Annotated in this window: 15 protein-coding genes and 10 tRNA genes; 23 read left to right on the forward strand and 2 right to left on the reverse strand. The window is 31.4% G+C overall.

Annotated elements, in window-relative coordinates:
- The 18 genes from ACSH40_RS01145 (at position 1) to ACSH40_RS01230 (ending at position 8,802) form a co-directional block, all read left to right on the forward strand.
- Positions 1-780 carry a Nif3-like dinuclear metal center hexameric protein gene (locus tag ACSH40_RS01145; RefSeq protein WP_438341733.1) on the forward strand — a complete coding sequence of 260 codons (780 nt, stop codon included), beginning with the start codon at positions 1-3 and terminating at the stop codon, positions 778-780.
- Positions 781-832: 52 nt separating this feature from the next.
- Positions 833-2,011 carry a potassium channel family protein gene (locus ACSH40_RS01150; RefSeq protein WP_438341734.1) on the forward strand — a complete coding sequence of 393 codons (1,179 nt, stop codon included), beginning with the start codon at positions 833-835 and terminating at the stop codon, positions 2,009-2,011.
- A complete protein-coding gene (locus ACSH40_RS01155) occupies positions 2,004-2,834 on the forward strand; it encodes a deoxyribonuclease IV (protein WP_438341735.1) in 831 nt (276 codons plus the stop codon). The genes ACSH40_RS01150 and ACSH40_RS01155 overlap by 8 nt, the downstream gene beginning before the upstream one ends.
- A gap of 79 nt (positions 2,835-2,913) precedes the next feature.
- A complete protein-coding gene (gene rpmG / locus ACSH40_RS01160; protein ID WP_438341736.1) occupies positions 2,914-3,066 on the forward strand; it encodes a 50S ribosomal protein L33 in 153 nt (50 codons plus the stop codon).
- A 25-nt stretch (positions 3,067-3,091) separates the two neighbouring features.
- Positions 3,092-4,132: a M24 family metallopeptidase gene (locus ACSH40_RS01165; RefSeq protein WP_438341737.1), complete on the forward strand. Its 1,041-nt coding sequence runs from the start codon at positions 3,092-3,094 to the stop codon at positions 4,130-4,132.
- Between the two features lie 71 nt (positions 4,133-4,203).
- Positions 4,204-5,469 carry a GTPase ObgE gene (obgE, locus tag ACSH40_RS01170; protein ID WP_438341738.1) on the forward strand — a complete coding sequence of 422 codons (1,266 nt, stop codon included), beginning with the start codon at positions 4,204-4,206 and terminating at the stop codon, positions 5,467-5,469.
- A 90-nt stretch (positions 5,470-5,559) separates the two neighbouring features.
- Positions 5,560-5,636, forward strand: a tRNA-Pro gene (locus tag ACSH40_RS01175).
- Positions 5,637-5,644: 8 nt separating this feature from the next.
- Positions 5,645-5,721, forward strand: a tRNA-Ala gene (locus ACSH40_RS01180).
- A gap of 4 nt (positions 5,722-5,725) precedes the next feature.
- Positions 5,726-5,802, forward strand: a tRNA-Met gene (locus tag ACSH40_RS01185).
- Positions 5,803-5,825: 23 nt separating this feature from the next.
- Positions 5,826-5,902 (forward strand) — tRNA-Ile (locus tag ACSH40_RS01190).
- A 2-nt stretch (positions 5,903-5,904) separates the two neighbouring features.
- Positions 5,905-5,995, forward strand: a tRNA-Ser gene (locus ACSH40_RS01195).
- Positions 5,996-6,037: 42 nt separating this feature from the next.
- A tRNA-Met gene (locus ACSH40_RS01200) sits at positions 6,038-6,113 on the forward strand.
- 5 nt (positions 6,114-6,118) lie between these two features.
- Positions 6,119-6,194 (forward strand) — tRNA-Asp (locus ACSH40_RS01205).
- A gap of 4 nt (positions 6,195-6,198) precedes the next feature.
- Positions 6,199-6,274 (forward strand) — tRNA-Phe (locus tag ACSH40_RS01210).
- 522 nt (positions 6,275-6,796) lie between these two features.
- A complete protein-coding gene (locus tag ACSH40_RS01215) occupies positions 6,797-7,969 on the forward strand; it encodes an MHO_1580 family protein (RefSeq protein WP_438341739.1) in 1,173 nt (390 codons plus the stop codon).
- Positions 7,944-8,465, forward strand: coding sequence for an MHO_1590 family protein (locus tag ACSH40_RS01220; RefSeq protein ID WP_438341740.1), 522 nt, complete (start codon positions 7,944-7,946; stop codon positions 8,463-8,465). The genes ACSH40_RS01215 and ACSH40_RS01220 overlap by 26 nt, the downstream gene beginning before the upstream one ends.
- Before the next feature lie 8 nt (positions 8,466-8,473).
- Positions 8,474-8,701 carry a phosphopantetheine-binding protein gene (locus tag ACSH40_RS01225; RefSeq protein WP_438341741.1) on the forward strand — a complete coding sequence of 76 codons (228 nt, stop codon included), beginning with the start codon at positions 8,474-8,476 and terminating at the stop codon, positions 8,699-8,701.
- A gap of 26 nt (positions 8,702-8,727) precedes the next feature.
- Positions 8,728-8,802 (forward strand) — tRNA-Trp (locus ACSH40_RS01230).
- A 104-nt stretch (positions 8,803-8,906) separates the two neighbouring features.
- On the opposite strand, the gene ACSH40_RS01235 is transcribed toward ACSH40_RS01230, so the two are convergent.
- Positions 8,907-8,981, reverse strand: a tRNA-Thr gene (locus ACSH40_RS01235).
- A 79-nt stretch (positions 8,982-9,060) separates the two neighbouring features.
- Here ACSH40_RS01235 and ACSH40_RS01240 point away from each other — a divergent pair.
- A complete protein-coding gene (locus tag ACSH40_RS01240; RefSeq protein ID WP_438341742.1) occupies positions 9,061-9,777 on the forward strand; it encodes a pseudouridine synthase in 717 nt (238 codons plus the stop codon).
- Positions 9,778-9,827: 50 nt separating this feature from the next.
- On the opposite strand, the gene ACSH40_RS01245 is transcribed toward ACSH40_RS01240, so the two are convergent.
- On the reverse strand, positions 9,828-11,201 hold the full coding sequence (locus tag ACSH40_RS01245; RefSeq protein WP_438341743.1) for an FAD-dependent oxidoreductase: 1,374 nt from the start codon (positions 11,199-11,201) through the stop codon (positions 9,828-9,830).
- A gap of 413 nt (positions 11,202-11,614) precedes the next feature.
- Here ACSH40_RS01245 and ACSH40_RS01250 point away from each other — a divergent pair, with 413 nt between their 5' ends.
- The 4 genes from ACSH40_RS01250 (at position 11,615) to ACSH40_RS01265 (ending at position 25,249) form a co-directional block, all read left to right on the forward strand.
- Positions 11,615-19,585 carry a hypothetical protein gene (locus tag ACSH40_RS01250; RefSeq protein ID WP_438341744.1) on the forward strand — a complete coding sequence of 2,657 codons (7,971 nt, stop codon included), beginning with the start codon at positions 11,615-11,617 and terminating at the stop codon, positions 19,583-19,585.
- Positions 19,586-19,969: 384 nt separating this feature from the next.
- Complete coding sequence (locus ACSH40_RS01255) at positions 19,970-20,272, forward strand: hypothetical protein (protein ID WP_438341745.1); 303 nt, start codon at positions 19,970-19,972, stop codon at positions 20,270-20,272.
- Between the two features lie 413 nt (positions 20,273-20,685).
- A complete protein-coding gene (locus ACSH40_RS01260; RefSeq protein ID WP_438341746.1) occupies positions 20,686-21,024 on the forward strand; it encodes a hypothetical protein in 339 nt (112 codons plus the stop codon).
- Positions 20,939-25,249, forward strand: coding sequence for a hypothetical protein (locus ACSH40_RS01265; protein ID WP_438341747.1), 4,311 nt, complete (start codon positions 20,939-20,941; stop codon positions 25,247-25,249). The genes ACSH40_RS01260 and ACSH40_RS01265 overlap by 86 nt, the downstream gene beginning before the upstream one ends.
- The last annotated feature ends 28 nt before the right edge of the window (positions 25,250-25,277 follow it).

Below are 25,277 nucleotides of genomic sequence, written 5' to 3' on the forward strand. Positions count from 1 at the left end.
ATGTTAGTTAAAGATTTTGTTTTAAATCTAGCTAAAGAATTGAAAATTGCTGAAGCAGAACCTTGAGATCCTGTTGGTTTTTCAATCTCACCACGAGGAAGAAAGAAATTAACTAATGTTTTAATCACTTTAGACATTGACCAAAATGCCATCGATATAGCAATCAAAAATAACGTTAATTTAATTATTAGTCATCACCCATTCATTTTTTATACAAAAGAAAAAGAATTTGCTTTTTCTCAAGCAAAACAAAAACAGTATGAATTACTAAAACAACACAAAATTTGCACTTATTCATTTCATACGGCTTTTGATAAAACAAGACAATTGACTGCTAAATCAATCGCTTTAGGACTTGGTTTTGAAGAAAAACAATTTATCAAAAAAACACAAGAAGAATTCGGTGAATTTGTGTTGTTTGTTAAAGCAAATATTGACACAAAAGAATTGATTCAGAAAATAAAAAGACTGAAAATAACACATATTCAAGCCAATTTTGACACTGAAAATCAACAAATCAAGACACTCGCAATCTTCCCGGGTTCTAGTCCTTATTTTGAACTAATTAAAGCAGCTAAGAAAGCTCAAGTTATTGTTTCTTCAGATGCTAAATGAAGCGATTTAGTAGCTTACAAGAATGAAGGTGTAAGACTAATTAATGTTAGTCATAGTCTCGAAGCACAATTTATTAATTCAATGTTACCATTTGTGCAAAAAGTTATAAATAATGAAGGTCAAGTGTTAGTTTCTTGACCGCAAGACTTGCTAAAAAACATTTAGCAAGTTTTTTCTTTAAGAACAAAAAAGCATTCATTTGTAGTATTATTTTTGTATGAATTTAGCAACCAATATTAACACTAAAATGCACAAAACTAATCAGCCTAGAATCACATTTTTGACTGAATGTTTAAGAATTATTGTGTGAAGTGAAGCTAAAATCGCTACTCACTTGAGTGAGTACAAGACGAGAATTAGGATATTACGCTTCATTTACGCACTTTTAATTAGCTTTTCTTGTTTGGTATCGGCCTTATCATTGATTAATCCGTCACCAAGTTTTCGCAATACATATTTAGAAATTGTCAAGTTTTCGCAAATATTTACTTTTTTTGTTTTTATTATTGACTTTGTTTTACACTTTATCACTTATCGTTACCGCAAGTCGATGATAGGTGCTAATTTATGAAAAGCTAAATATGGTTTTGCTATAACATTTTTAGGAATAATTTTATTGATTTGCATTCTAGGTTCAGTACACGTTGTGCAATATTTTGGAGCCGATACTGAATCAATAAAAGGTTTTAATTTCTTCCGTTCACTGAATGTCGCAAGATTTGTGAGATTGTTTTTTATTCTTTCTTTATTTTCACCCTTTGGAATTATTTTGAATGTTTTTCAAAAACAAAAGAGAATTTTGATTGTTGCTTTTGTGATGATAATCATTTTAATTTTGATATTTTCACTAGTTGTCTGAAATAATGAATCTGCTTATTTGAGTCAAAAGCAATACGAATTCTTGCTTCCTGAAATTCGTAAACTATATACTGAAGCACCTTTAACAGTAGTAAGAAATAACTCCAGTCCAGAAACGTTGCAATCAATTGTTTCCACTTGATTCAACAGTAACATTGACACATTCATAAACAGCTTAAAAACTAAAAATGATATCTTGACCTATATGCCACTTTGGTATGAAAAAATTAGTCAAAATGATGATTTCCAAGCCTTAGGAAATGGAGTAATTCAAACATTTTATGATGCATTCTATTTTATGACTATCACTTTAACAACAATTGGGTACGGAGATTTTGCGCCTCACGCTTTTGAGTCTCGAGCAATAGTGATTGTTGTTGCTTTACTAGGAGTTGCAATCATTGCTATTCCTTCTGGAATTGTAGCAGGAGCATTCTTGTCAAATATGCAACAATATTACACAAAAGAATCAAATAACACTGAAAAAGACTCACATAACACTGAATCTAACACACAAAAGGAGACAAGTAATGATTAAATTAGGTAGCCATATTTCCTTTAAATCGCCAGATTATTTAGTTTCTGCTTGTGAAGAATCAATTGCTAATAAAGCAAACACCATGATGATTTATTTAGGTGCGCCACAAACTACAAAAAGAGTCGATGTACAGCTATACAATCTAAAAAAATACCAAGAAAAATATTCATCACAAATTAAAGCTGAAGACATCGTAGTTCACGCGCCTTACATTGTCAATATTTCAAATCCCGAAAAAGCTTTATTTGGAATTAATTTTCTAGTTCAAGAGATTAATCGGATGAATTATATTGGTGCTAAATACTTAGTTTTACACCCAGGAGCGTCAACAACATTTACTCGTCAAGAATCTTTGGAATGCTTAATTGAGTCATTAAAGAAAATCTTGTCACTAACTAAAGATGTTGTTATATGTTTAGAAACAATGTCAGGTAAAGGAACTGAAGTCTTTATTAATTTTGAAGAAATGAAATATGTTATCAAAACATTGAATGAGTCAAGGATCCAAATGTGTTTAGATACTTGCCACATTTGAGATGCTGGTTATGATATTAAAAATTATGATGATTTCAAAAAACAATTAAAAGACTGAGATTTGTTACAACATATCAAAGTAATCCATCTAAATGACAGTCTAAATGATTTAAATTCCCACAAAGATCGCCATGCTAACATCGACAAAGGATACATTGGACTACAAACACTGCAAAAATTTGTTTTTGACCCAGATTTTGACAACATTCCAATTATTCTTGAAACACCGTGAGTTGACAATAAACCAATTTATGATGAAGAAATTAGTATGCTTCTGAATAAAAAATAGCACTATCAAAATACCTTATTAGGTTATAATATTAAATATTTCAATTACCAAATATCGATATTTTAGTAAAGGAGTAAAAATGCCAAGAGATGGAATCACTTTAAGATGTGAAGAATGTAAAATGGAAAATTACATTACCAAAAAGAACAAAAAGTTACATCCAGAAAAAATGGAAGTTAAAAAACACTGCCACAAATGTAACTCACACACAACTCACAAAGAAAAAAAATAATTAGTAAGTAAAAAAAGGACGCAAAATGCTAAAAAACGAATTATTAAAAACCTTTGATAACCTAAAATTAGATGCCATTATTTCAGAAGCGCCTGAAACAAGACTATGAATGGCAGAAGTACAAACAACAGATGGTGTTTTAGTTATTGAAAGAAATAATGCTTACCTATTTGTTGATGGACGTTACATTGAATATTGTCAATCAAAAGCTCGTAATGTCGAAGTTAGATTATTACAAGCAAATTCATTAAAAGAATTTTTAAGCCAAAAAAATTACCAAAACGTTGGAGTTGAAAAAGACTATCTAAAATTAGATATGTTCAATCGTTTTAAAGCAATGATGCCAACAGCTAATTTCCATGAAGTTGTTGGACAACAATACCGGATTAAAAAAGATAGTCGTGAAGTTTCAATCATTGAAGAAGCATGTAGAATTTCTTTAGAAGCTTTATACGAAGTTAAAAAATACCTAAAAGTTGGAGTTTCTGAAAGAGAAATCGCTAACAAATTAGACTACTTAATGCGTTTATTTGGAGCTGAAAAAGAAAGCTTTGAATCAATCGTTGCTTTTGGTAAAAATGCTGCTGAACCACACCATCACCCAACTGAAGCTACTCTAAAAAGTGGTGACATTGTTAAAATCGACTTTGGAGCTCAATATGCAGGTTATGCAAGCGATATTACAAGAACATTCTTCTTTGGAAATGCTAGCGATGAAAAATTAAAAGAAGTTTTAGATGTTGTTGTTGAAGCACAAAGATTGGGTCGTGAAGCCGTTAAACCAGGAATGAAAACCAAAGATATTGACAAAATTTGCCGTGACTACATTGAACAAAAAGGATATGGTGAATATTTCACTCACTCAACAGGACACGGAGTTGGAATTAATGTGCACGAATTACCAAATGTAAGTGCTTTGAGTGATTTTGTTCTTGAAGAAGGAATGATCATCACTGTTGAACCAGGAATTTACATTGAAGGTTTAGGTGGGGCTAGAATTGAAGATACAATTTTAGTAACTGCAGATTCACACAAAGTTTTAAGCCGTCCAGAAGATTACAAGTAAGAGAAATCACTTCGGTGATTTTTTCTTTTGCCTTAAAGGGTTAAAATTGAATTTATGGTATTATTTTTATTATGAAATTTATAGATGATGCAAAAATTATTGTAAAAGCCGGAAAAGGTGGAAATGGACTAATCAGCTTTCGTCGTGAAGCCCATGTTGATCGTGGAGGTCCTGATGGTGGTGATGGCGGTAAGGGTGGAGACATTTATTTTGTTGGTGATGCCGGAGTTAATACCCTTCTAAATTTTCACTACCAAAACAAAATCACTGCTGAAGATGGTGAAAATGGTAAACGCAAAAACGCTTACGGACGAAATGGAAAAGATACTTATGTAAAAGTACCATTAGGAACATTAGTTTTTCACAAAAAAGAATTAATTGCTGATATTGTTGAACAAAAACCTTATTTAATTGCTAAAGGTGGAAGAGGCGGAAGAGGGAATGTTAAGTTCAAAACTTCTTCTAACACTGCTCCACGGCTATCGGAAAACGGTGAAGAAACTAAAAACATTGAATTATATTTAAGTCTTAAAGTTTTAGCTGATGTCGGATTAATTGGAAAACCTAGTGCAGGAAAAAGTACATTACTTTCTTCCCTTTCTAATGCTCGTCCAAAAATTGCCGACTACGATTTTACTACCTTAGTACCGCAATTGGGATTAGTTAAATATCATGAAAATAGCTTTGTAATCACCGATTTACCTGGACTAATTAAAGGTGCAAGTGAAGGAAAAGGATTGGGACATCAGTTTTTAAAACACATTGAAAGATGCCGAGTACTTTGCCATGTTATTGATTTTGGTAGTGCTACTAAAGATCCAATCAAGGACTATGAAGAAATTAATAATGAGTTAAGCAAGTACAATCTTCAACTTGAAAAAAGAACTCAAATAGTGATTGCAAACAAAAGCGACTTAGAGGATTTTGATGCTAAATATCAACAATTTAAACAAAAATATTCAGATTTAAAGATTATCAAACATACCTTTTTAGATGAGAAAAAATCATTGGATGAGATAAAAAACAGTCTATGAAATGCAATTAAAGAAGCAGAAGATTTAATTTTTGCAGAAACTAAACAAAAAGAAGTCACAATAACATTACCGGAAGATAATTTCAAAGTAAGAAGAATTAACATTGACCACTTTGAAGTAACAGGTGACAAGGTTGTTGAAATTTATCAAAGAATTCCGTTAAATTCACACGATAATTTGTTAAGATTTAATAGCAAACTTAAAAATTTAGGGGTTTGAGAAGAATTAATGCGAATGGGTATCAATGAAGGTGATACTGTTCGGATTGAAGGTTATGAATTTACCTGAAATAATGAAGATTAGGTCAAAAAATTCATAAAAATAAATTACAAAAAATTTAAAATTGTGTATAATAATATAGCAATTATTAAATGAAGTAATTAGCAATGTTGTGGAGAAGTAGCTCAGCTTGGTAGAGCACTTGACTTGGGCTCAAGCGGTCGCAGGTTCGAATCCTGTCTTCTTCACCATTTGTTATGGGGGGGTAGCTCACCTGGCTAGAGCGCCTGCCTTGCACGCAGGAGGTAGAGGGTTCGACTCCCTTCCTCTCCACCATTATGGCTCTGTAGCTCAGTTGGTTAGAGCGTCCGGTTCATACCCGGAAGGTCAAGAGTTCGACTCTCTTCGGAGCCACCAAACGGATATACTCAATAGGATTTGGACCCATAGCTCAATTGGTTAGAGCAACCGGCTCATAACCGGTCGGTCGCAGGTTCGAGTCCTGCTGGGTCCACCAATGGGCAATTACCCAAGAGGCTGAAGGGAGCAGTCTTGAAAACTGCCAGGGGCTTCACGGCCCGCGGGGGTTCAAATCCCTCATTGCCCGCCATATATTTACAGAAGGTCAAAGCCCAATGTAAATTCCTCATATAGCGGAGTGGAGCAGTCGGCAGCTCGTTGGGCTCATAACCCAAAGGTCGCAGGTTCAAGTCCTGCCTCCGCAACCAAATACGGTCCAGTGGTAAAGTGGTTAATACGTCTCCCTGTCACGGAGAAGATCGCGGGTTCGATTCCCGTCTGGACCGCCATTATGGCTCTGTAGCTCAGTTGGTAGAGCAACGGACTGAAGCTCCGTGTGTCGCTGGTTCGATTCCTGCCGGAGCCACCATATCAAGCTGATCAAAAATATTAACACCGCAAGGTGTTTTTTTTTTCTTACTTTTTTGCTCATTTTTTCCCAAAACGCAAAATATTAATAATTTGAAGGTAATAAGTGAAATAAAATAAAAATAGAGTTGATATTCGTTGTAAAAGACTCAGTCATTAAAATTAAATTTGAAAAGGGGAATAGAATCAAATTCACACTCAAGTGAATTATCACTATCAGAACATCGCAAACAAATTCGTGAATATTGTGCCTTTCTGAAACTTAAGTACCATGATGAAATAGTAAAAAATCGTCGTAATTTTATAGAAAGTGCAAAAAACAAAGCTAGTTTGAAAACGAGATATAAAACGTATGTAGCCATAATAGATTATTTCAGCCAAACACTATCTGAAATTGATAGGCTAATATTTTTCAATGAGTTCTGAGAAGTGAATGAAGATCAATTTTGATTCCTTGACTATTTTTCAAAGAGTACATATTATCGTCGTATCAAATCGGTTATAAATTCATCTTGAAGGTATTTTGGACACAGTAACCTATAATCAAAATTATCAGCAACGCGAATTTTTAGATAGTTTGATTGCCAAACATTTTTTAATTAAGATTAAAAGCGAAAAATTGAGCCAAGATTTATCTGATCATAACAAACTAAAAATTCGTCTTAACCGTGAATTACCAAGCGATATATTACACTTTGATTTTGAGTACCAAAACACAAGCGGTAGGCAAATTTTTATAGTTGTTCAAATTAACAACGATATTCTTCCAGTTTTTGATTCATGAAGTGTCGAAAACAAATTTAGCTTCTATTCAGGCAAAGAATTAGATAAAAAAACCAAGATTAAAAACTACAAATTCCAAGACATAAGGCATATAAATGTTGATATTTATCAGCAAAATGGTTCACAACGCAAGCTAATGTGAGCAAATCATATTGAAATCAATCATCTCAGTCAAGCAAATAGTGCTCCTGATACAACAGGAAAATATAATGTTAGTTTTCCAAAGATGCTAGATTTTGATATCAATCCCGGTTCTTATCAAGAAGAAAATGATAGCCGTATGATTGATTTTGAATATGTTGATTTGTATTTTAAGGCCAAAAAATTACTCCAAAACATTAATAACAAAGATATTTATGACATCAGTGGAGCAATAAAGAATGGTAACAGAACAATTCGACCAGTTTATTTTGGTGAACTAAAAAACTTCAAAGTAAAACAATTCATAGTTAATGGAGAGGTTTTTAAAGACGTTAATATTAGCCTAAATATTCAAAATTCACAACAACTGCCAACTGGTGAATTTGTGATTGGTCAAATTGAAATCTTGAGTCCATTTTACTATGATTACCAGAAACGCAAAACAGTGTCAGGGTTCAATCTAAATAGTGATTTTGGTTATATGATACCTTTAGATTTCAGTGGTATTTTGTCGCACACGATGGCATTTTCTATTTTCGACGAAAAGTCAATTTTCGTTGTCGGCTACCAACAAGAAATCAAACGTCCTTTACTCAATATCCGTTCTGGATTGGTGAAATTAAAGATTGAAAAAGATGTTGCAACTGCTAACCACATGTACTGGCTAAAAATAAAGAATGCTGATTTTTACCAAATCTATCAAAATGAACTAACTTTAGACAATTTAATAGACATAAGTAGAAATAATGCCAATGCGAAAGCTCTCAATTAAGAAAAAATACATCTTTATCTTTATTTCCTTACTTTTAGCCTCTGCTGGAGCAACATTGTTATATTATTTTTGACCTTTTAGTCTCAAAACCACTCAAGATAAACCTAAAAAACCGATTGACGATAAAGTGAATAATGATGAACCTAAAATAGAATCTAAGGATAATAAGAGTCCTGAAACCGATAACAAGCCTAAGGTTATTAAAAAAGAAACAATTGACAAAAATGCCTTGCAAGCTGAAAATATTTTTCCCGATATTTCCATTTCTGATTATTATGATTTAATTCGCATTGAAAAAGGTATGCCAGTTATTACTGATGACATGATTGCTTATATTATTCAAGATGTGATTAAAAAATTATCAGTCAATTATGGTGATGTTGAAGCCGGATATTTCCAACCTACTAGGCAACAACTCCACCTTGATTTTGTATGGAAATATAAAAATCAAGAGGTCAACAGAAAGTATTTATTTACAGTCGGATATGAAGTATAATTAAAGACATGAAAAACATTGAAAACACTGTTATTGAAGAACTAAAAACCATGACCCGCAAACCTATTTCACGTGATTCTGAAATTAAAAGTTTAGGTATAGATTCACTAGATTTAGTGCAAGCGGTCACTGAATTGGAAGAAAAATTAAACATTTCTATAAGTGATGAAGAGCTTTTATCAATCAAAAAAGTATCGGACATCATTGATTTAATTAATAAAAAGCAAGCTAAATAATGTATAATATCTTAGCATGCTTATTTAGGGGTATAGTTCAATGGTAGAACAACAGGCTTCAACCCTGTGTGTTGTGAGTTCGAGTCTTGCTACCCCTGCCATTATTGATAGATTTAGAATCGGCTAAAAGCCGGTTTTTTGTTTGTTTTTTAGCCAAAAAAGCACAAAAAAAGTAGCTCTGGCTACCTCGGACAATTTCTTGAAATGGTGCCGTCAACTGGATTTGAACCAGCGACCCCTTCCTTACCATGGAAGTGCTCTGCCCCTGAGCTATGACGGCAACTAATTAATAAATTAATTATACTTGAAAAGTCTAAAAAAATTAGTTTTTAACTATAATTATTATCTAAAGAGGAGCTATGCAAAATAATCAAAGTGAAAAGTTACAGAAATTTATTTCAGCATCAGGGTTGATGTCAAGAAGAAAAGCCGAAGAAGAAATTCAAAGAGGAATGTTTAAAATCAATGGCAATGTGGCAAAATTAGGTGACAGAGTAACAAAATATGATGCAGTTTTCTACAAAAATAAAAAGCTAGTAATTGATAAAAAAAGAGTTTATGTTTTACTGAATAAACCTAAATACGTTATTACTTCCGTTAGCGATCCGCAAAACCGAAAAACAGTTAAAGACATTGTCAATCTTAAAGAATATATTTACCCAGTAGGAAGACTGGATTTTGATACGTCCGGAATCATTTTGTTAACTAATGATGGTGAGTTAACTAATAATTTATTGCATCCGAGCAATGAAGTTGAGCGTGAATATATTGCTACCTTACAAAAACCTTTATCTGATTCAGAACTTAATTTTCTTAATTCAAAAGATGTTTTCATTGAAGGAAAACGTTCACTTCAAAATGTAACTCATATTCAAAACAATGATTATTCAGTAGTTTTAAAAGAAGGACGTTACCATCACGTTAAAAACTTGTTTTTAGAAGTTAATAATAAAGTTACTTCACTACATCGTCAAAAATTTGCTACTTTAACCGATAAAGGTTTGAGAGTTGGAAAATGAAGATTTCTAACTGATCAGGAAGTCAATAATCTCAAAAAAATGATAGTAAAAAAATAAGTCCCAACCGGAGAAACGGTGGGACTTTTTCTATCTTTAAGCTATGTTAACTATTTTTTGTATTTTAGACCTAAAGCGTGTAGCATTGGAACTAAGAAGAAGTTGAATGGTTTGTTGAAGTGTGGTAAGAAGTAAACGTCTGTTAGAGCGATTTCTGGAAGTGTTAATCCTTTTTGTAGTGCTAAAGCAAACATGTAAATTACTTCAGTGTGGATTGCTTTACCTCAAGAACCAATTTGAACTCCTAAAAGTTTAAAGTTTTTAGGGTTGTAAACGATTTTACATGAAACTTTTTCATAGTTTGACATAAATTCTGGTCTGTCGTTGTCTGTTCATGATGATTCAGCAACTTCGTCTTCTTTAAATCCTAGTTTCAGAGCCATTTGTTTTGTCAGTCCAGTTGATGCATAGTGACAATCAAATACGTTAATAGCATTTGTTCCTGCAACTCCTGGGAATGGAACGTTTAGTCCTGCTAGGTGTAAAGCAGCAACTAGTCCTGATTTAACTGCGTTTGTTGCAAGTGCTGTGTGTGCGTAGTTGTGTAGAACAACGTTTTGCATTGCAGCTGAATCTCCGATTGCATAAATATCTTGATCTGAAATTGATCTTTGGAATTCATCAACTTTGATTGCTCCGTTTGGTAATTTTTCAACTCCGTCAATAGCATCTGTACGTGGTTTAAATCCGATACATAGAATTACTAAATCAGCTTTGTATTCACCTTTGTCAGTAACAACACTTGAAACGTGTTCTCCATCTTTTGATTTGAATTCTTTAACTGATTCACCAAGATGTAATTTAACTCCAGAAGCTTTCATGTTGTTTTCCATTACATCTGTAAATTCTTTATCAAAGTAGTTAGGTGTTACTCTGTCTTGTAGGTCAATTAGAGTTACATTTTTACCTTTTTGGTGGAATGCTTCTACTAATTCAACTCCAATGTATCCTGCTCCTACAACAACAACATCTTTAATTTTTTCATCGTTAGCTTTTTCAACGATTTCTTCAGCGTGTTGGAATAGTTTTGAAAGTAAAATGTTTTTGTATTGACGTCCTGGGAATGGAGGTTCGATTGGTCATGTTCCTCCAGCAAAAACTAGTTTGTCATAACTATCTTCGAACTCTTCACCAGTTAAAACATTTTTAACAACTACTTTTTTGTTTGCACGGTCAATTTTAATTACTTCATGGTTGATTTTTAGATCAACTCCGTACTCATTTCTTAGAATATCTGGTGATGAGTAGAATAATCCAGCAGGATCAGTAAATTCTCCCCCAACTCAGATTGCGATTCCACATCCTAAAAATGATGTGTTATTGTTACGGTCATAAGCAACTACATGAGCATCAGGATTAACAGTTTTTAAAGTTCTTAAAAATGATGTTCCAGCGTGGTTTGCTCCAACTACTAAAATTTTCATAGTTAGTTTCCTTTCTCTTTAAAAATTATTTATACATATTTGTAACCTAATTTTATTACAAATGTAAATTGATATTATCAATTTTTTATATGTAAAAGACTCAACTAATGCATCGTTTTAGCGGTCTTTGTCCTGATTAATATTGATAAAAAATTAAAAAGTAGTTTTTTCAGTGTTTTTTTTACACAAAAAACCGCTTTTATAAAAATATTAAATCTGTTTGATAGTGCAACAAAAAATTAAAAAGACTGAAAAAAATGAATTGTTTTCAAAATTGAAATTGTTTTGTTTTTAATGGCTAAATAGTCAAATTTCGAAGCATTTAAAGGCTGTAAGTAATGTATAATTAAAGATATTAAAAATTACATTTTTATTTATGTTTACAAAACATTAATTTATTTAGGAGTAAAACAATGAGTAAAAGCAAAAAAGTTTTATTGAGTAGCTCTGCTGTTATTTCAACAATTGCCCTATCAGGAGCAATGTTGTCTGCAACAACTTCAGAAGACAATGCAACTTTAGAAGCGGCAAGACAACGTGTTCTTGATTATTTACCTAATGCAGGATTAGGAGATAAAGAAGAGACATTTGCAGCTAAAATTCGTGAAGACAAAGTTGAAAATTTCACAAACGGTGGAAAAAAATGATTTGACGCCGTTAACGCTTATGCTTCACTAGCAAACGAAGCACAACAATTAATTAACAAAATTGATGATGCTACAACTACACAAACAAACATTAAAAGCAATTCAGAAGTTAGTGCAATTTTTGATGGTAGTGCAGATGTTAAATTATTAGAAGCTTTAAACAAAAAATTTGCTAGTGAAAATGCTAAAACATCATTTAGTGCAAAAACAAGTGAAATCAAGCAATCATTACAAACTTTAGCACCAGAATTTAATACTGACGATCAAGGGAGTGTTTCATATTCTAACAATGATGCAAACCAACAACTTGTATCAAAAGCTCAAAACGATTATCAATCAGCATCATTAGCTTTAGATGGTCTAAGCACTTTAAAATCAGCTCTTGAAGTTGTTAAGAACTCAGACTTGTCAGATGATATTAAAGGATTTTTAAACTTAGTTTTAGCAAATGCTCAAAACTTAGAAACTTTAAATTCAAGTCTAGAAACTACAAAACTTTACATTACTGCTTTAGACAATGCTAATCAAGCATATCAAGACTATGCAAAAGTTCGTAGTGAAGATAAATACAAAACATTACGTGACTCTTCAACTCAAGATAAGTACTCAGTATTCAATGGTTTATTGAGTCAATTAGGTTCTTTAGCAACTGCAGATCAAACTTTCAATGCACGTAGTTATCCAAGTCAATCAATCGAACAAGTAAATTCTGAAGTTGACAAATTATCAGCTAAAACTAGCGCTGTTGTGAAAGCATTTGCTACTTTGGATGGAGACAAACAAAAAGCTAAAAATGACATTAATGCTTTAGATCTAGAACAAAGTAAAAAAGATGAATACTTACAAAAAGTTCAACAAGTTGCTACCAACACTCTTTTAACATATGATGCAAATCAAGAAACATTAAATTCAATTGTTAAAGAAGCAACTGAATTTTCACAGTCATATTTAAATTCACTAAAACAAGAATTACAAAAACAAATTGACAATATTAGATCACTAACAAGCGAAAAAGAAGAATTCTTAAAACCTTATGTTGAAAAAGTAGCAAGCCAAACAGTAAGTGGCAGCGATTTAAAAATTGCAGTTGACGAATTAACAAAAGTATTCTATGAAACAAAACTACAACAAGCATTAGATAAAGCAAGCAAAGTAGAAAATCAAAGTGCTTCACTTTCACAATCAGTAGCTAGCGTTCAAGCAACTCTTCAAAATTTAAATGATGTTTACAAAACTGAAGGTGCAGTTGACCAAGTTTTAACTAATTTCGAACAGGCATACAACAAAAACAACTTAGAATTAGCAGTTGAAAAAGCAGAAGCAAGTGCAAAATTAGCAGATCAAAAAGTTGATGCTTTAGAAGAAAATAGTGACGTTAAAGCAAAACTTTCTACCGCTTTAGAAACATTTAAACAAAATATTACTGAAGCAAAAGAAGCATTAAGCCAAGAAGGTGCTACTGAAGAACAACTTAACCAAAAAGCTGACCAACTAAATCTAGCAAATGCTGTTTATGGAGCAAAACAAGATATTGAATTAGTAGTTAAACAAACTAATCTATCTCAAGATCCAATTTCAAGCCAAGTAAGTCAAGGATTAGCAAATCTAGAACAACTACTTTCATCTTCAAATTCAGTTCAAGAAATCGAAAAAGCAGACCAGGATTTAGTACTTTTAAGTGAAAAGAACCTATTACTATACGCTGTAGAATCAATTGAAAAAGTTCAAACTAGAAACACTACTCTTGAAGAAGCATTAGGTTTTGCAAAACAAAGACTAAACGAGCAAACAAGAGTTCTAAGTCAATGAAGAGCTTGAGGTCAAGAAGCATTAAACACATTAAATACATACAACTCACAAGTCGATAAATCAAAACAAAGACTATTAAACTTAATTTCAGTTGCTCAAGATACTGTTAATAGTGACAAGTCTAAAGAATTTTTAACTGCTAAAATCACTGAAGCAAATGAAGTTGCTAACAAAGAAAATCAAAGTCCTGAAGACTATCAAAATGCTTACTTCAGTCTATTTGTTGCTATTGCTAAAGATGCTTTAGTACAAAAAGTTTATGAGGCAAATCAAGTTGCTGATTTACAAGCAGAAACTAAAGAAGCTATTAATGAAGCAAGCCAAGTTATCGAAGTTGCTGATAGTGAAATCAGTCCAAAAATGGTTTCAGATGCTATTGCTAAAATTGACAGTGCACTAGTTAAAAATGCTTTATATGTTCTAATCCATGCAAGTCATGACAAAACAAACCCATATCTAGAAAGCAAATTGTACTTTGCAAGAGAATTGGCTAAAAAAGATGCTGTAACAGAAGCAGAAATTCTTGTAATTACAGCAAGAATTACAGATGCCGAAGCAAAACAACCACTATATGATGCTTTAGAAGATGCTTATGATGTAGTTAACAAGTCAAACAATTTAAAACAAAACATCACAAAAGCTACTGATTACTTAGCAAATCCACAAAGAGCAACCCGTTCAGCCGAAGATTATCAAAATGCTGCTAAAAGTTTACAAAGAGCAATTAAACTAAACGAAGCATACTTAGAATTAGCAAACAAACAAAACTCAGAACACTTTGGTCTACATCTATACAAAGCAGTAACAGAAGCTCAAAACAAACTTGCTGATTTAACTAGCACTGATGAAAACTTAGCAAACGATGTTATTGCAAGCTTAGTTTTAGCTGAAAACCAAGACATTATTAGCAATGAAATTGATAGAGTTAACCAGGATCAATTGGCAGCTAAAGCATTGCAAAATGAATTACAACAAGCAAACAAAGCTTTAGAAGATACAAACCTTGACAATCAGAAAGCAACTGAAATTGCTTCAATGTTACAAAATGCTTTAACTAACTATGCACTATCAAGATCTTCAGCTTATAAACAACTACAAGATACTTACTTAGCAAATGTTCAATATCAATGAAATTCAGCTGCTAAATTAGTTTTAGATGAAGCTAAGAAAATGTTAGACGACAGCAATAGTTATGAAGCAAGTGACTTTGAAAAAGCAACTCAAGCAATTGAACAAGTAGTAATCAAAATTAAATTACAACAAGCAATTACTAATGCTAACAATCAAGCCACTTTAGATAAAGGACTAAGCTCACAACTTTCACAAGTTATTGCTTCAGCTGCTAATAGTATTGATGAAAGTGTTGAAAATCTAAACAACATCATTAGCCAAATCCAAACAGCAACTGCTAAAAACAGTTTAAATCTAGCTTTAGATAAAGCACTAGCAATAGAAAATAAAAACCCACTACTAGTACAAGAAATTGCTACTTCACAAGCACTTTTGGCAAAAGATGGACAAAACTACAGCCAACAAGCGCTAGCACTTGAATTACAAATAAGCAGAACTAACTTAGTAAACGCTATTAATCTAGCAAGTATCTGAGTAATTGAAAATAACGACCAAAATTACTATGCTAATTCAGATCTAAAATCAGTTATTGACTTTGCATACAATGAACAATACGAACTATTCTTAGAAAATGTAAAAAGATACACTGCTCCTTCGCGTGAAACAATTCAATATTATGATCAATTAACAACTAATGTAAAATTAGCTGTACTCAAAGCTAAATTACAAACTGCTTTAAAAGTAGCTTCAACTGCTTATGGACTAAACCACTTAGACGAAGTTAAACAAAATGCTAAAAACTTACTAACAACATTCAATTCAGAAATGTTAGAAGATAGTCAAAAAGCAGCTCAAATTCAAAAAGCTACTGACGACATTTTCAAAGTTTTAGCTACTCAAGAACTACAACAACTTTCAGATACAATTGATAAAGAAGAAAATAGTCTTCCTGAAAACGTAACAAGCTTAAATAATGAAGCAAAACAACTCCTAAATAATGTTTTAGAAGACTCAACCAAAACACAAGATTTCTTGTCAAAAGCAAAAGAATTACTAACAGCCTACACAAACTTCTTAAAAGAAAATAACTTATTAAAAGACAAAAATGCTGTTACAATCAACTACTTCAACACTTTAATTTACAAACATTCAGCAAGTGATTTAACCAAATTAGTAAATGAAGTTAATGCTAGCCAGGATGCTAAGAGTGATAAATTAAATACTGAACTACAAAATGCTCAACAATTGTTAACAAAACAAGATGCTACAATTGAAGAAATCGCAACTCAATATAATAATTTACAAAAAGCACTACTAAGAAATGAAGTAAACGACATAATCAAAGATGGACAAGAACACAATGCTTGAATTCACAAAACACCTACTTCATTAAAAGACTGTGCACAAGCAATTGTTAATGACGAAAATGCTTCAGTTTCTGATTTAACTAAAGCTCTTGCATATACAAAATACTACCTAGAAGATAATAAAGTTAATGTTTTAGACAAAAGTTTAGACCAAGTTGAAAAAATTAGTCCTGCTTCTTCAGAACTAAAAACTTGACAAACAAAAGCAAGTGAATTACTATACTCAATTCCTTACTATGCAATGGCAAAAAGCCTAAACTCAAGTTCTGATTTATTAATTACTCGTGCTTTATATGAAGCAATTAATGATGCAGCACCAAGCCTAAAATTAAACGATTTACAAATTCAACTTGATGCTTATAACCAAGAACTAAAATCTCAAGCAATTAACTCAACATTGACTGATTTATTCAACTCATTAATTGCCAAAGCTAATGAATATGTTGCAAATCCAAACCAACCAAGTGTCGAAGAAGTGCAAACATTAGCAAACCAAATCAAATCAGCCCTATTAGTTAATGAATTAGCAAACTCAGTTTCACAAGCCAACATCTTAGTAATCTCAGGTGCTTTACAAACTGCAATTGATGCAAGTACACAATTAGTAAACAACCAAAAAGAAGCAATTCTAAACAATCAAGATTTTGCTGCTAACAATACAAAAGTTGAAAACCAAACAACTGAATTAAAATATGCAATTGCTTCGAATAGATTGGCATTAGTATTACAAAAAGTTGCTACTTTACCAAAACTAGCTACTGCTTTAGATGCTGAAAATAAAAAAGCACAAACAACATACGAAAACAAAGCACTTACTCAAAATGATTACACAGTTGCTTCTGAAGAATTACTATCAGCTTACAATGCAGAACTAGAAGCAAAATCTGAGGCAATGGAACAACTTCAAAGTTTAATCAGCGAAGCAGATCCATTAGCAAACAAAACTGATGAACTAAGCAAACAATTACAAAGTGCTAAAGAATTATCTAATGATGCAACAAGTGAAGAAGTTAATACTCAAATCAGTGATCTTGAAAAAGCAATTCTACGTTCAAAAATGACAAACAATGTCACTGTTGCAAACCAATTAAGCGCGCAATCATCAAACTTAAGAAAAGCTGTTACAGAAGCACAAAACGCATTACAAAATGCTGAATCTAACACAACAGCATTACAAGAAGCACACAAAACATTAGTGCAAGAATTACAGCAAAACAAACTAAAAACCGCAATCGAAAAAGCACAGCATGCTCAATCACAAATTACTAAAGATTTAGCAAGAGATATTCAAAGAGCACAAAATGTATTGCAAAGCTCGCAAGTAATTAATGATTGAAATAAAGCAGCTGACAACTTGAATTTAGTTGTTGACAAAGAATTGTTACGTAATTTAGTAACTAAAGCAAATGAAATCGCTAACCCAACTCCTAAATTACAACTTCAAATTGATTTAGCCACTCTATATCTATATGAAGTTCCAACAAAAGCAACACACGTTAGCGAAGCATTAAAAAATTTAGATAAAGCAATGCTTGCTGAAGACTTACAAAAAGCTATTAATAAAGCAAAACTATATCTATCAGTAGACGCTAAAAATGATGAAGAACAAGCTAAGAAAGACAGTGTTGCTAAAGAATTAACTCTAGCTAAAGCGATCTACAATAACGAACAAACTCTAAGTGCTGCTTGATACAACTACGAAGCACAAAAACTAAATAATCTTCTAGATGGAAAAGAAGAACAAACCAATTTAGCTTCAGAACTACAAACTATTGTTGATAATGCTAAGAAATACATTGAAAACCCTACTCAAGAACAACAACAAGCAATCCAGGATATTCAACAAGCAATCACAAACAATCAAATTACTAGTGAAATCGTTGCTAAAGCAAATGATTTACAAAGACAAACAAATATTGCAAGAATGGCAAAATTATTAACACAATTGCAAGGATATGAAGACTATCTACCTAATGCTTTACCTAAACTAGAAAGTGACTTCAATGCTTATGCAAATGGTTACACAGATGACTATCAAACAACATATAACCAATTGCAAAATGCAATTAACTTGCTAGACTACATCAGCAAATGAAACAACTACAAAAATAACATTGTTGTTCCAAATCCAAGTGTTGACAGTGTATTTAACGCTTCAAAAGGTATCGATTCAATCAGTGGAGACAAATTAGTTCTAAATTCTAGCGATGAACTAACAAATGAAACAATAAGCAAGTGAACTAGCGCACTTGAAAATCAAGCACAAGCTGCTCTACTACAACTAGCAGTTGATCAAGTACAAACAATTGCTAAAAAATCAAACGATTTACAAACTGCTTTAAACGAAGTAAACAATGTTTTAGATCAATACAAACATGCTTCAGACTCAGAACACAATCTAGATGCACAAATGCCGGCAACAGTACAAGAATTGCAAGATTTAGAAGCAAAACTAAGTACAAAAGCTGAAAATAATGCATACATGACCAATGTAGAATTATTGCAATCAGTAAAACCTTACATTGATGAAGCTATTGATGCAAAAGCAAAAGAACTAGAAACTAAGGTTAACACAAATCTAGATAAAGCATTGAAACAAGTAAGTGGACAAAAAGTTGAAAATGCTCCGAGTGCTGATGATCTATACAATTTAGCAAATGAAGTTGTCACAATGATTTCTTCACAAAAAGAAGAACTTAAAACTCTAGTAGTTTCAGCAAATGAAATTCAATCAAAATCAATGGACTTAACTCCTGCTATTAACAGAGCTCATTTAGTATTGAATGATATTAACGCAACCAGTGCTGAAATTACAAAAGCACAATCACAATTACAAGATGCTGTTAATAAAAATGTTCTAACTGAAACAATTAACATTGCAATGGAATTAGAAGATCGCTCAGACTTCTTAGAATCAAAACTAAATGAAGCATTAGACGTTTACAAAAACTCAAGTGCTACTCCAGAACAAATCAAAGTTGCCTTAGAAAATCTTCTAAAAGCGCTAAGCGGTCAAACAGTGGGAGATAAATTTGCTAAACTAAGCTTCAACCATCTAAATAAGGGTCAAAAAGCTGCATTAATAAATGAAGCTTACCAAGGTGAAAAATCATTTGATGATTTAAATAAAGAAGCTACTGATTTAAATCAAGCAATGAGTAAATTAAAAGACACTATTGCTAATAAACAAATCGACAAAGACAACCTAAAACACTTATCTGCTAAGAGTTTAGCTGAATACAAACAAAACTTAGCTGATTCACAAGAATTAGTAAAAGCCGATTCAGAAACAAATGCAACTTTAGATGATGTTAAAGCTAAAGCAGAAGCATTCGATAAATTCAATGATGAAGCAAGCAAAAACAAAGCTAAAGCAATCAAAAATAGAAAATACATGATCTGAACTCTAGCAACATTACCATTCATCGTTTTAGGAGCTGCAATTTACTCACTAGGACTAGTTAGAGCCAAAAACAAAAGAAACAAATAATAATTTCTAGTTAAAGTGCCTGTCGGGCACTTTTTCTTTGTCCTGACACAAAAGCAACAAAAATTAACCTAAAAAGGCACAAAAATTGTGTTTTTCTTTTAAACTTCACTTTTTTAACAATGTAGTAAAATACTACTCCATTGGTTTGAAATAAGAAAAAAGCACCAACAAACAAAAAATGACTCTAAATTAATATATGATTTAGAAGCTTTTTAAAGCAGGAAATGCCTCAAAAATAATCAGATAAATGTTGGTTTTTTGACTTCCTATATTCAGATTTCATGAAGTTTATTTTAGTTAATATTTCTTTGACTACTCTTGTTACTTTATTTTGCAAATACAAGAGGATTTACATGTTTTTTAAATTTAAAATCAGGAGAAAAAATGACAAAAGTTAAAAAAACTCTGATAGCGATGGGATTAGTTTCAGCATCAGTTATTGCTATTTCAGCACCAGTAATCTCTTGTGGAAACAAAAAAGAATCTGCTACACCTGAAAGAGACAAATTAAGAGTAACACTTGACAAACTTGTAACAGCATACAAATCACTTGGAATTTGAGACACACTTAAATCTCAGTTAGAGCCTGTTTTTTCACAACTTAACAGCATAACAGAAGAACAAGCAAAAATTGTTAACGATACTTGAACCAAAACATTAGAAGGATTGAATTTGTCACAACACTAAAATCCAAGTAAACACTAAACATAAGTATAAAAAACCGTGAGCTTATTACTCGCGTTTTTTTGACAAAAAAACACTCGCCTTAGCGAATGTCTTAAAGAATTGATTATCTTAAGTGTGCAAACATTGCAATTAAAGAAATAATTGAACCCACTAATAAAATAGAACCAATAACAATGTATTTTAGAAAACTTTTTTCTTTATTACTTTCATTTTTCATAACAATAATTATATAGCACAAAGAGTTAATTCATCCGAAATAACTAATAAATAAACAAGTAAGTATTTGAGTACTAAATGCCAGCGTTTTTTGTGTCAAGATTGTTAATAAACATTAACACTTTTTTTTTTTTTTTTACAAGCATTACAATTTATGTATGGCAATGCTACATTTTTGCATTGTATAAGGAGAAAAAATGAGAAAAAGCAGCAAAATGCTGATTTCAGTCAGCACTTTAAGTTTAATAGCAATTTCAATAAGTATTGCATACCTTATTTATAACAATACTAAGAGAAGAGTGAAAGTAGTTTACACAAAACTAGAACAAATTCTTAATAAAGTTGACTCGTTTTTGGAACAAAACAAAGATCAACCGGGATTTGAAGTGTTGCGTAACATTTATGAAGAAGTTTCTAAGCAATATAAAAGTTACGATCAAAAATCAGTTGATGAAAAAAAGTGCATATTTAGAAAAGATGTTAAGTGATGCATTTGAAGCATTAAGAAAAATTTTGGACGATGTTTCAAAACTTAATGATGCCAAAAACGAAAATGACAGCTTAGTAAAAACTATTCAAGAGTATATTGAGCAAGTTTTTGGTAATAAACTACCGCAAAGTTGGCAAGAACTTAAAAAGCAAATAGCCGATGATTTGGATTCTATTAACAAAGCATACAAAAATAAAGATATTAACATTATTTTGAAGTATGCACAATCATTGGAACAAAAATTTAATCAATTAAAAGATGATTATTCATTAGCACAAACAAATAATTTAAAAGAACAAAACCAATCGCTTTTCAAAACTGCTAGTCAGTTAGTTTTAGACTTGAAATTGCAAAATGATCCAATTCAAAAAACAATAACAAGCAACTTTTTTGCAGCAGATGACAATGATAAAACCATTCAAGCAAAAAATGATAATCTTTCAGCAATAATAACAAGTCTTCAAAAACGAAAAGAAGAATACTTACAAGTTAATAAGGCAAATGAAGAACAACTAAATAGAGCTTTGGACATAAAAACTAAATTAGACGAGTCAAATAATGTTTTGAACGAAAATCTTAAAGATAAAATCACAGATGCCATAAATGCAAATAATGAAATCTATCCTAAATTAACTAACAATGAAAGTTGCTGAAACGAAGTTAAGAAATTACAAAAAACTAATGACGAAGTTGAGCACGACTTTTTCTATAATAAATATCAGTTAGCAAGCAAAAAAACGAATGAAATATACGCGTATTTAGCACAACAAGAAGGTGCTAATGATTTAGCACCAAAAGCTAAAGAATTAATTGATAACAATATTCAAACAAAAGATTCAAGTAACACTGATTTACAGAATTCTTCATATTCACTAGCTAAAATTTCAAGTGAGCTAGAATATTGATATCAAAGAAGACTAATTAAGTCTAAGAATCAATATTATGAAACTCTGTTGCAAGCTGAAAAACTAAAAAACTTCCTTGTTAGTGCAATGCCAAACGAGTCAACTGATGAGTTAAAGAGCTTAATCCAGGAACTAACTAAAGCTATTAAAGATAATGATAATTTAATTAGCCAAGATAGCAAGCAATATGATCTAAGAGTGCAAAATTTGACTCAAAATATGGATTCTATCAAACAAAGAATGAACAATTTGACTGATGTGGCACACAAGTGATACGAGCAACAACATAATGTTGTTTCGCAATTACTAACTACTTTAACCAATGAAAAGCTTAAAAATTACTTGACTCAAAAATTACAAGAAAATAGTAACTTAAAAGATCAAGAATTAAAAACTTATGCCAATGCGGCTGCCAATTTAGAAAATGCTTGCAACAAAGTACTAAGTTATCAAGAATTTGAAAAAGAAAAGATAGAAATTGATACCTGGTTAGAACAAAATCTAAGCATTTCCGATGAATACAAGACTCAAATTACTGATAAGAAAACTCAAGCACAAACTAATATTGATAATCTTTTGGATGAAAATAACAAAAACTCACAAGCAATGTCAGATGTAGTTTCATCCCTAGAAAATGATTTTAATCACATTCGTTTAAATGCTAAAAAAGATGAAGTGAGTCAGTTCCAAACGCAAAACAATCAAGCTTTAGAAACTTTAAATAGCAAATTAGAAGAAGCTAAAGTGCGTCAACAGTTAGTGAGTGAAATCAATACTAAAATCCAAGAAATTGAAGACAAGATTTTACAATCAAAAATCTTAGATAATGAGGCGAATCAAACTGAAATAAACATTAACAATTTTTTGAAAATAGCAGTTAATTCAATTTCAAAAGCTCAACTTCAAGATAAATGTAATGAAGCACAAGATTGAATTACAAAAAACAGCCAAGCCATTGGAAACAATCGACTTGAGACATTGAAAAATATAATTGATGATGTTAATCAAACAATAAACCAAAACCCTGATTTAAACTTCGACAACTTAAAAGATAAACTTGTTTTAATTTTCAACAAAACTAAAGTTGCTAAATCAGTTTCTGATTTAAGTAATTTGTTTAAAAATAATCAAAACTTACTTCCAACACTGACTGATAATAGTCTAGAAAAATCAGTTGTTACAGCAGTTAATGATAACATCACTGAGTCACTAAAAATTGCTAACGAGTTGCTAAATGGTAACAAAGTTACAGATAAAGATGAAACTAAGCTTGCTAATGCATTTAGTGACTATCAAAGTATTATTCAAACTGAAACACAACGTTCATTAACGCGCCAAAAATACACTGAGGCTAATGATTTTTACAATGACTCTTCAACTGCCAGCGAACTGGCTAAGAATATATTGCAACCTACTCTTACAACAAGTTTAGGCGTAATAGATAGCAAAAATTCGAGTTTCAATCAGTTGAAACAATTAGCAACTTCGCTTGCTAATAAATTGGGATTGGCTAAAGAAGTAGAAAAATACTTTGATAATAAGACTGAAATTAATAATGATTTTCTATCAAAATACACTGACACAAAACCTGGTTACGTGACTGATTTAGAAGCCAAAATTCAAAACCATGACCAAACAGTTCTTAGCCAAGCTAATGACAACGGTAACAAAGATATTGTCAGCCAGACTTTAAAACAACTAGGTTTAGATTACCAAACTGCTCTAGATGAAAAAGATAATGAAGACTTACAATTGGATGTTTCAAAAGCTAAAACTTGAGCTCTAGCAAATACCTATTTATATGCTTATCCACACTACTTGAATTTAACTAACAATATTGCCCAAATTGAAGCTAAAACTAAGGAGCAAGTCAAACAAGAATACCCAACACTTAAATCAGGACTTGCTAACACTTTTGCTTTAGCACAAGTAACAAAAGCCTTAGTTGATACAACTGATACTTGAAATAAATACAAACAAAATAATGATGTTAGCGACTTGCATGGAATCTTAGCTAATGTCGAACAAGATATTCAAGATGTAAAACAAAAAATAGCTTCTTACAATACTTCTACTCAATATCAAGATGTTAAAGATGCGATTATAAAAATGGTTGCCGATGATTATGTAATTAAATTTAGTAACATTAGTTCAGAACTGTATCAAATTGCTAGTTGAAACATTTTTGACATGTGAAGAAGCGCTGAAGACTCTGAATATTTCGAAAAAAGAGGATGATATCATATGTTCATTATTGGTAAAATCGATACTAATTACAAAAAAATCGAGCAAGCATACAATGAGCAAGATTTAGACGCTATTAAACAAGCATATAACAAAACTGCTAGTTGAACAAAAATAGTAAATTATGCAGATGATGACAATCGAAATGAATACCTAGAACTATATCGAAATATTAGCAATTTAGTTGTCGAACATTACAACGAAATCAAGAATGAAGATTTAAAACAATTCAAATCACTTGAATTATTCTTAGACTTTTTTGATCTAAATAGTTCATATCCTAATTGAGAACAAAACAAAGAAGAGATTGTTTCAAAATTAAAAAATAAATATGCTCTAATTAAAAAAGCATTGTTTGAAGATTACACATGTATAAACTACAGTGACTATTTAGCAGAAGATCGAAAAGATGATCCAAATGAAGCAATCGAAACACTTAAAAAATGTTTATTTTACACATTTATTCTTCTACACACAGATAAAGATGGAACAGTTATAACTAGAATAAAACATCTTGCATCAAGTTATGAGAATTTAATAAATAGTTTACAGCAAGATAATGTGAATGATTCTCTATTAAATGAGCTAAGACAGAATAGTGATTTTAATCAATCGATTAGTTCACTTCAAAATTATTCATCAATGGATAATAGTGATTTCATAAAAATAGGCAGAGAAGATGAAATTAAAGCAAATCATCAAGAGGTTGCTGAGTTGTATGCAAAACATGAAGAACTAGGTTGATGAATAGAGTGACAATTAAGAGAGTATTATGAAGATGGAAATGGATATATGACAAACAAAAGCAAAAATGCTTATGACTTCATCCAGGCTATAATATCAACACAAAATAAGATAAATCTAGTTATTGAGAATTTATATAATAAAAAAGTAAGCAAAATCAAACAAAAAGCACAACAAATTGAAAACAAACTATCATCAAAATACTTTGATATTTTGCAAAAACTAGACGAAGCACAAAATTACTATGATCAAGCTTCAGTTAAACAAGAAAATCTTGATGACAATTCATATTCTCAAACATACGATTCGTTACAAAAGGCTAATAAAGCTTTCAATATTCTTGATTCATTAATTAATTCACTTTCAACAGAAAATTAACATTTAGCACTTAGCAAAACCTAAGTGC

The sequence above is a fragment of the Mycoplasma sp. 3341 genome (assembly GCF_051549855.1).
In the GTDB taxonomy this organism is placed as follows: domain Bacteria; phylum Bacillota_I; class Bacilli_A; order Mycoplasmatales; family Metamycoplasmataceae; genus Metamycoplasma.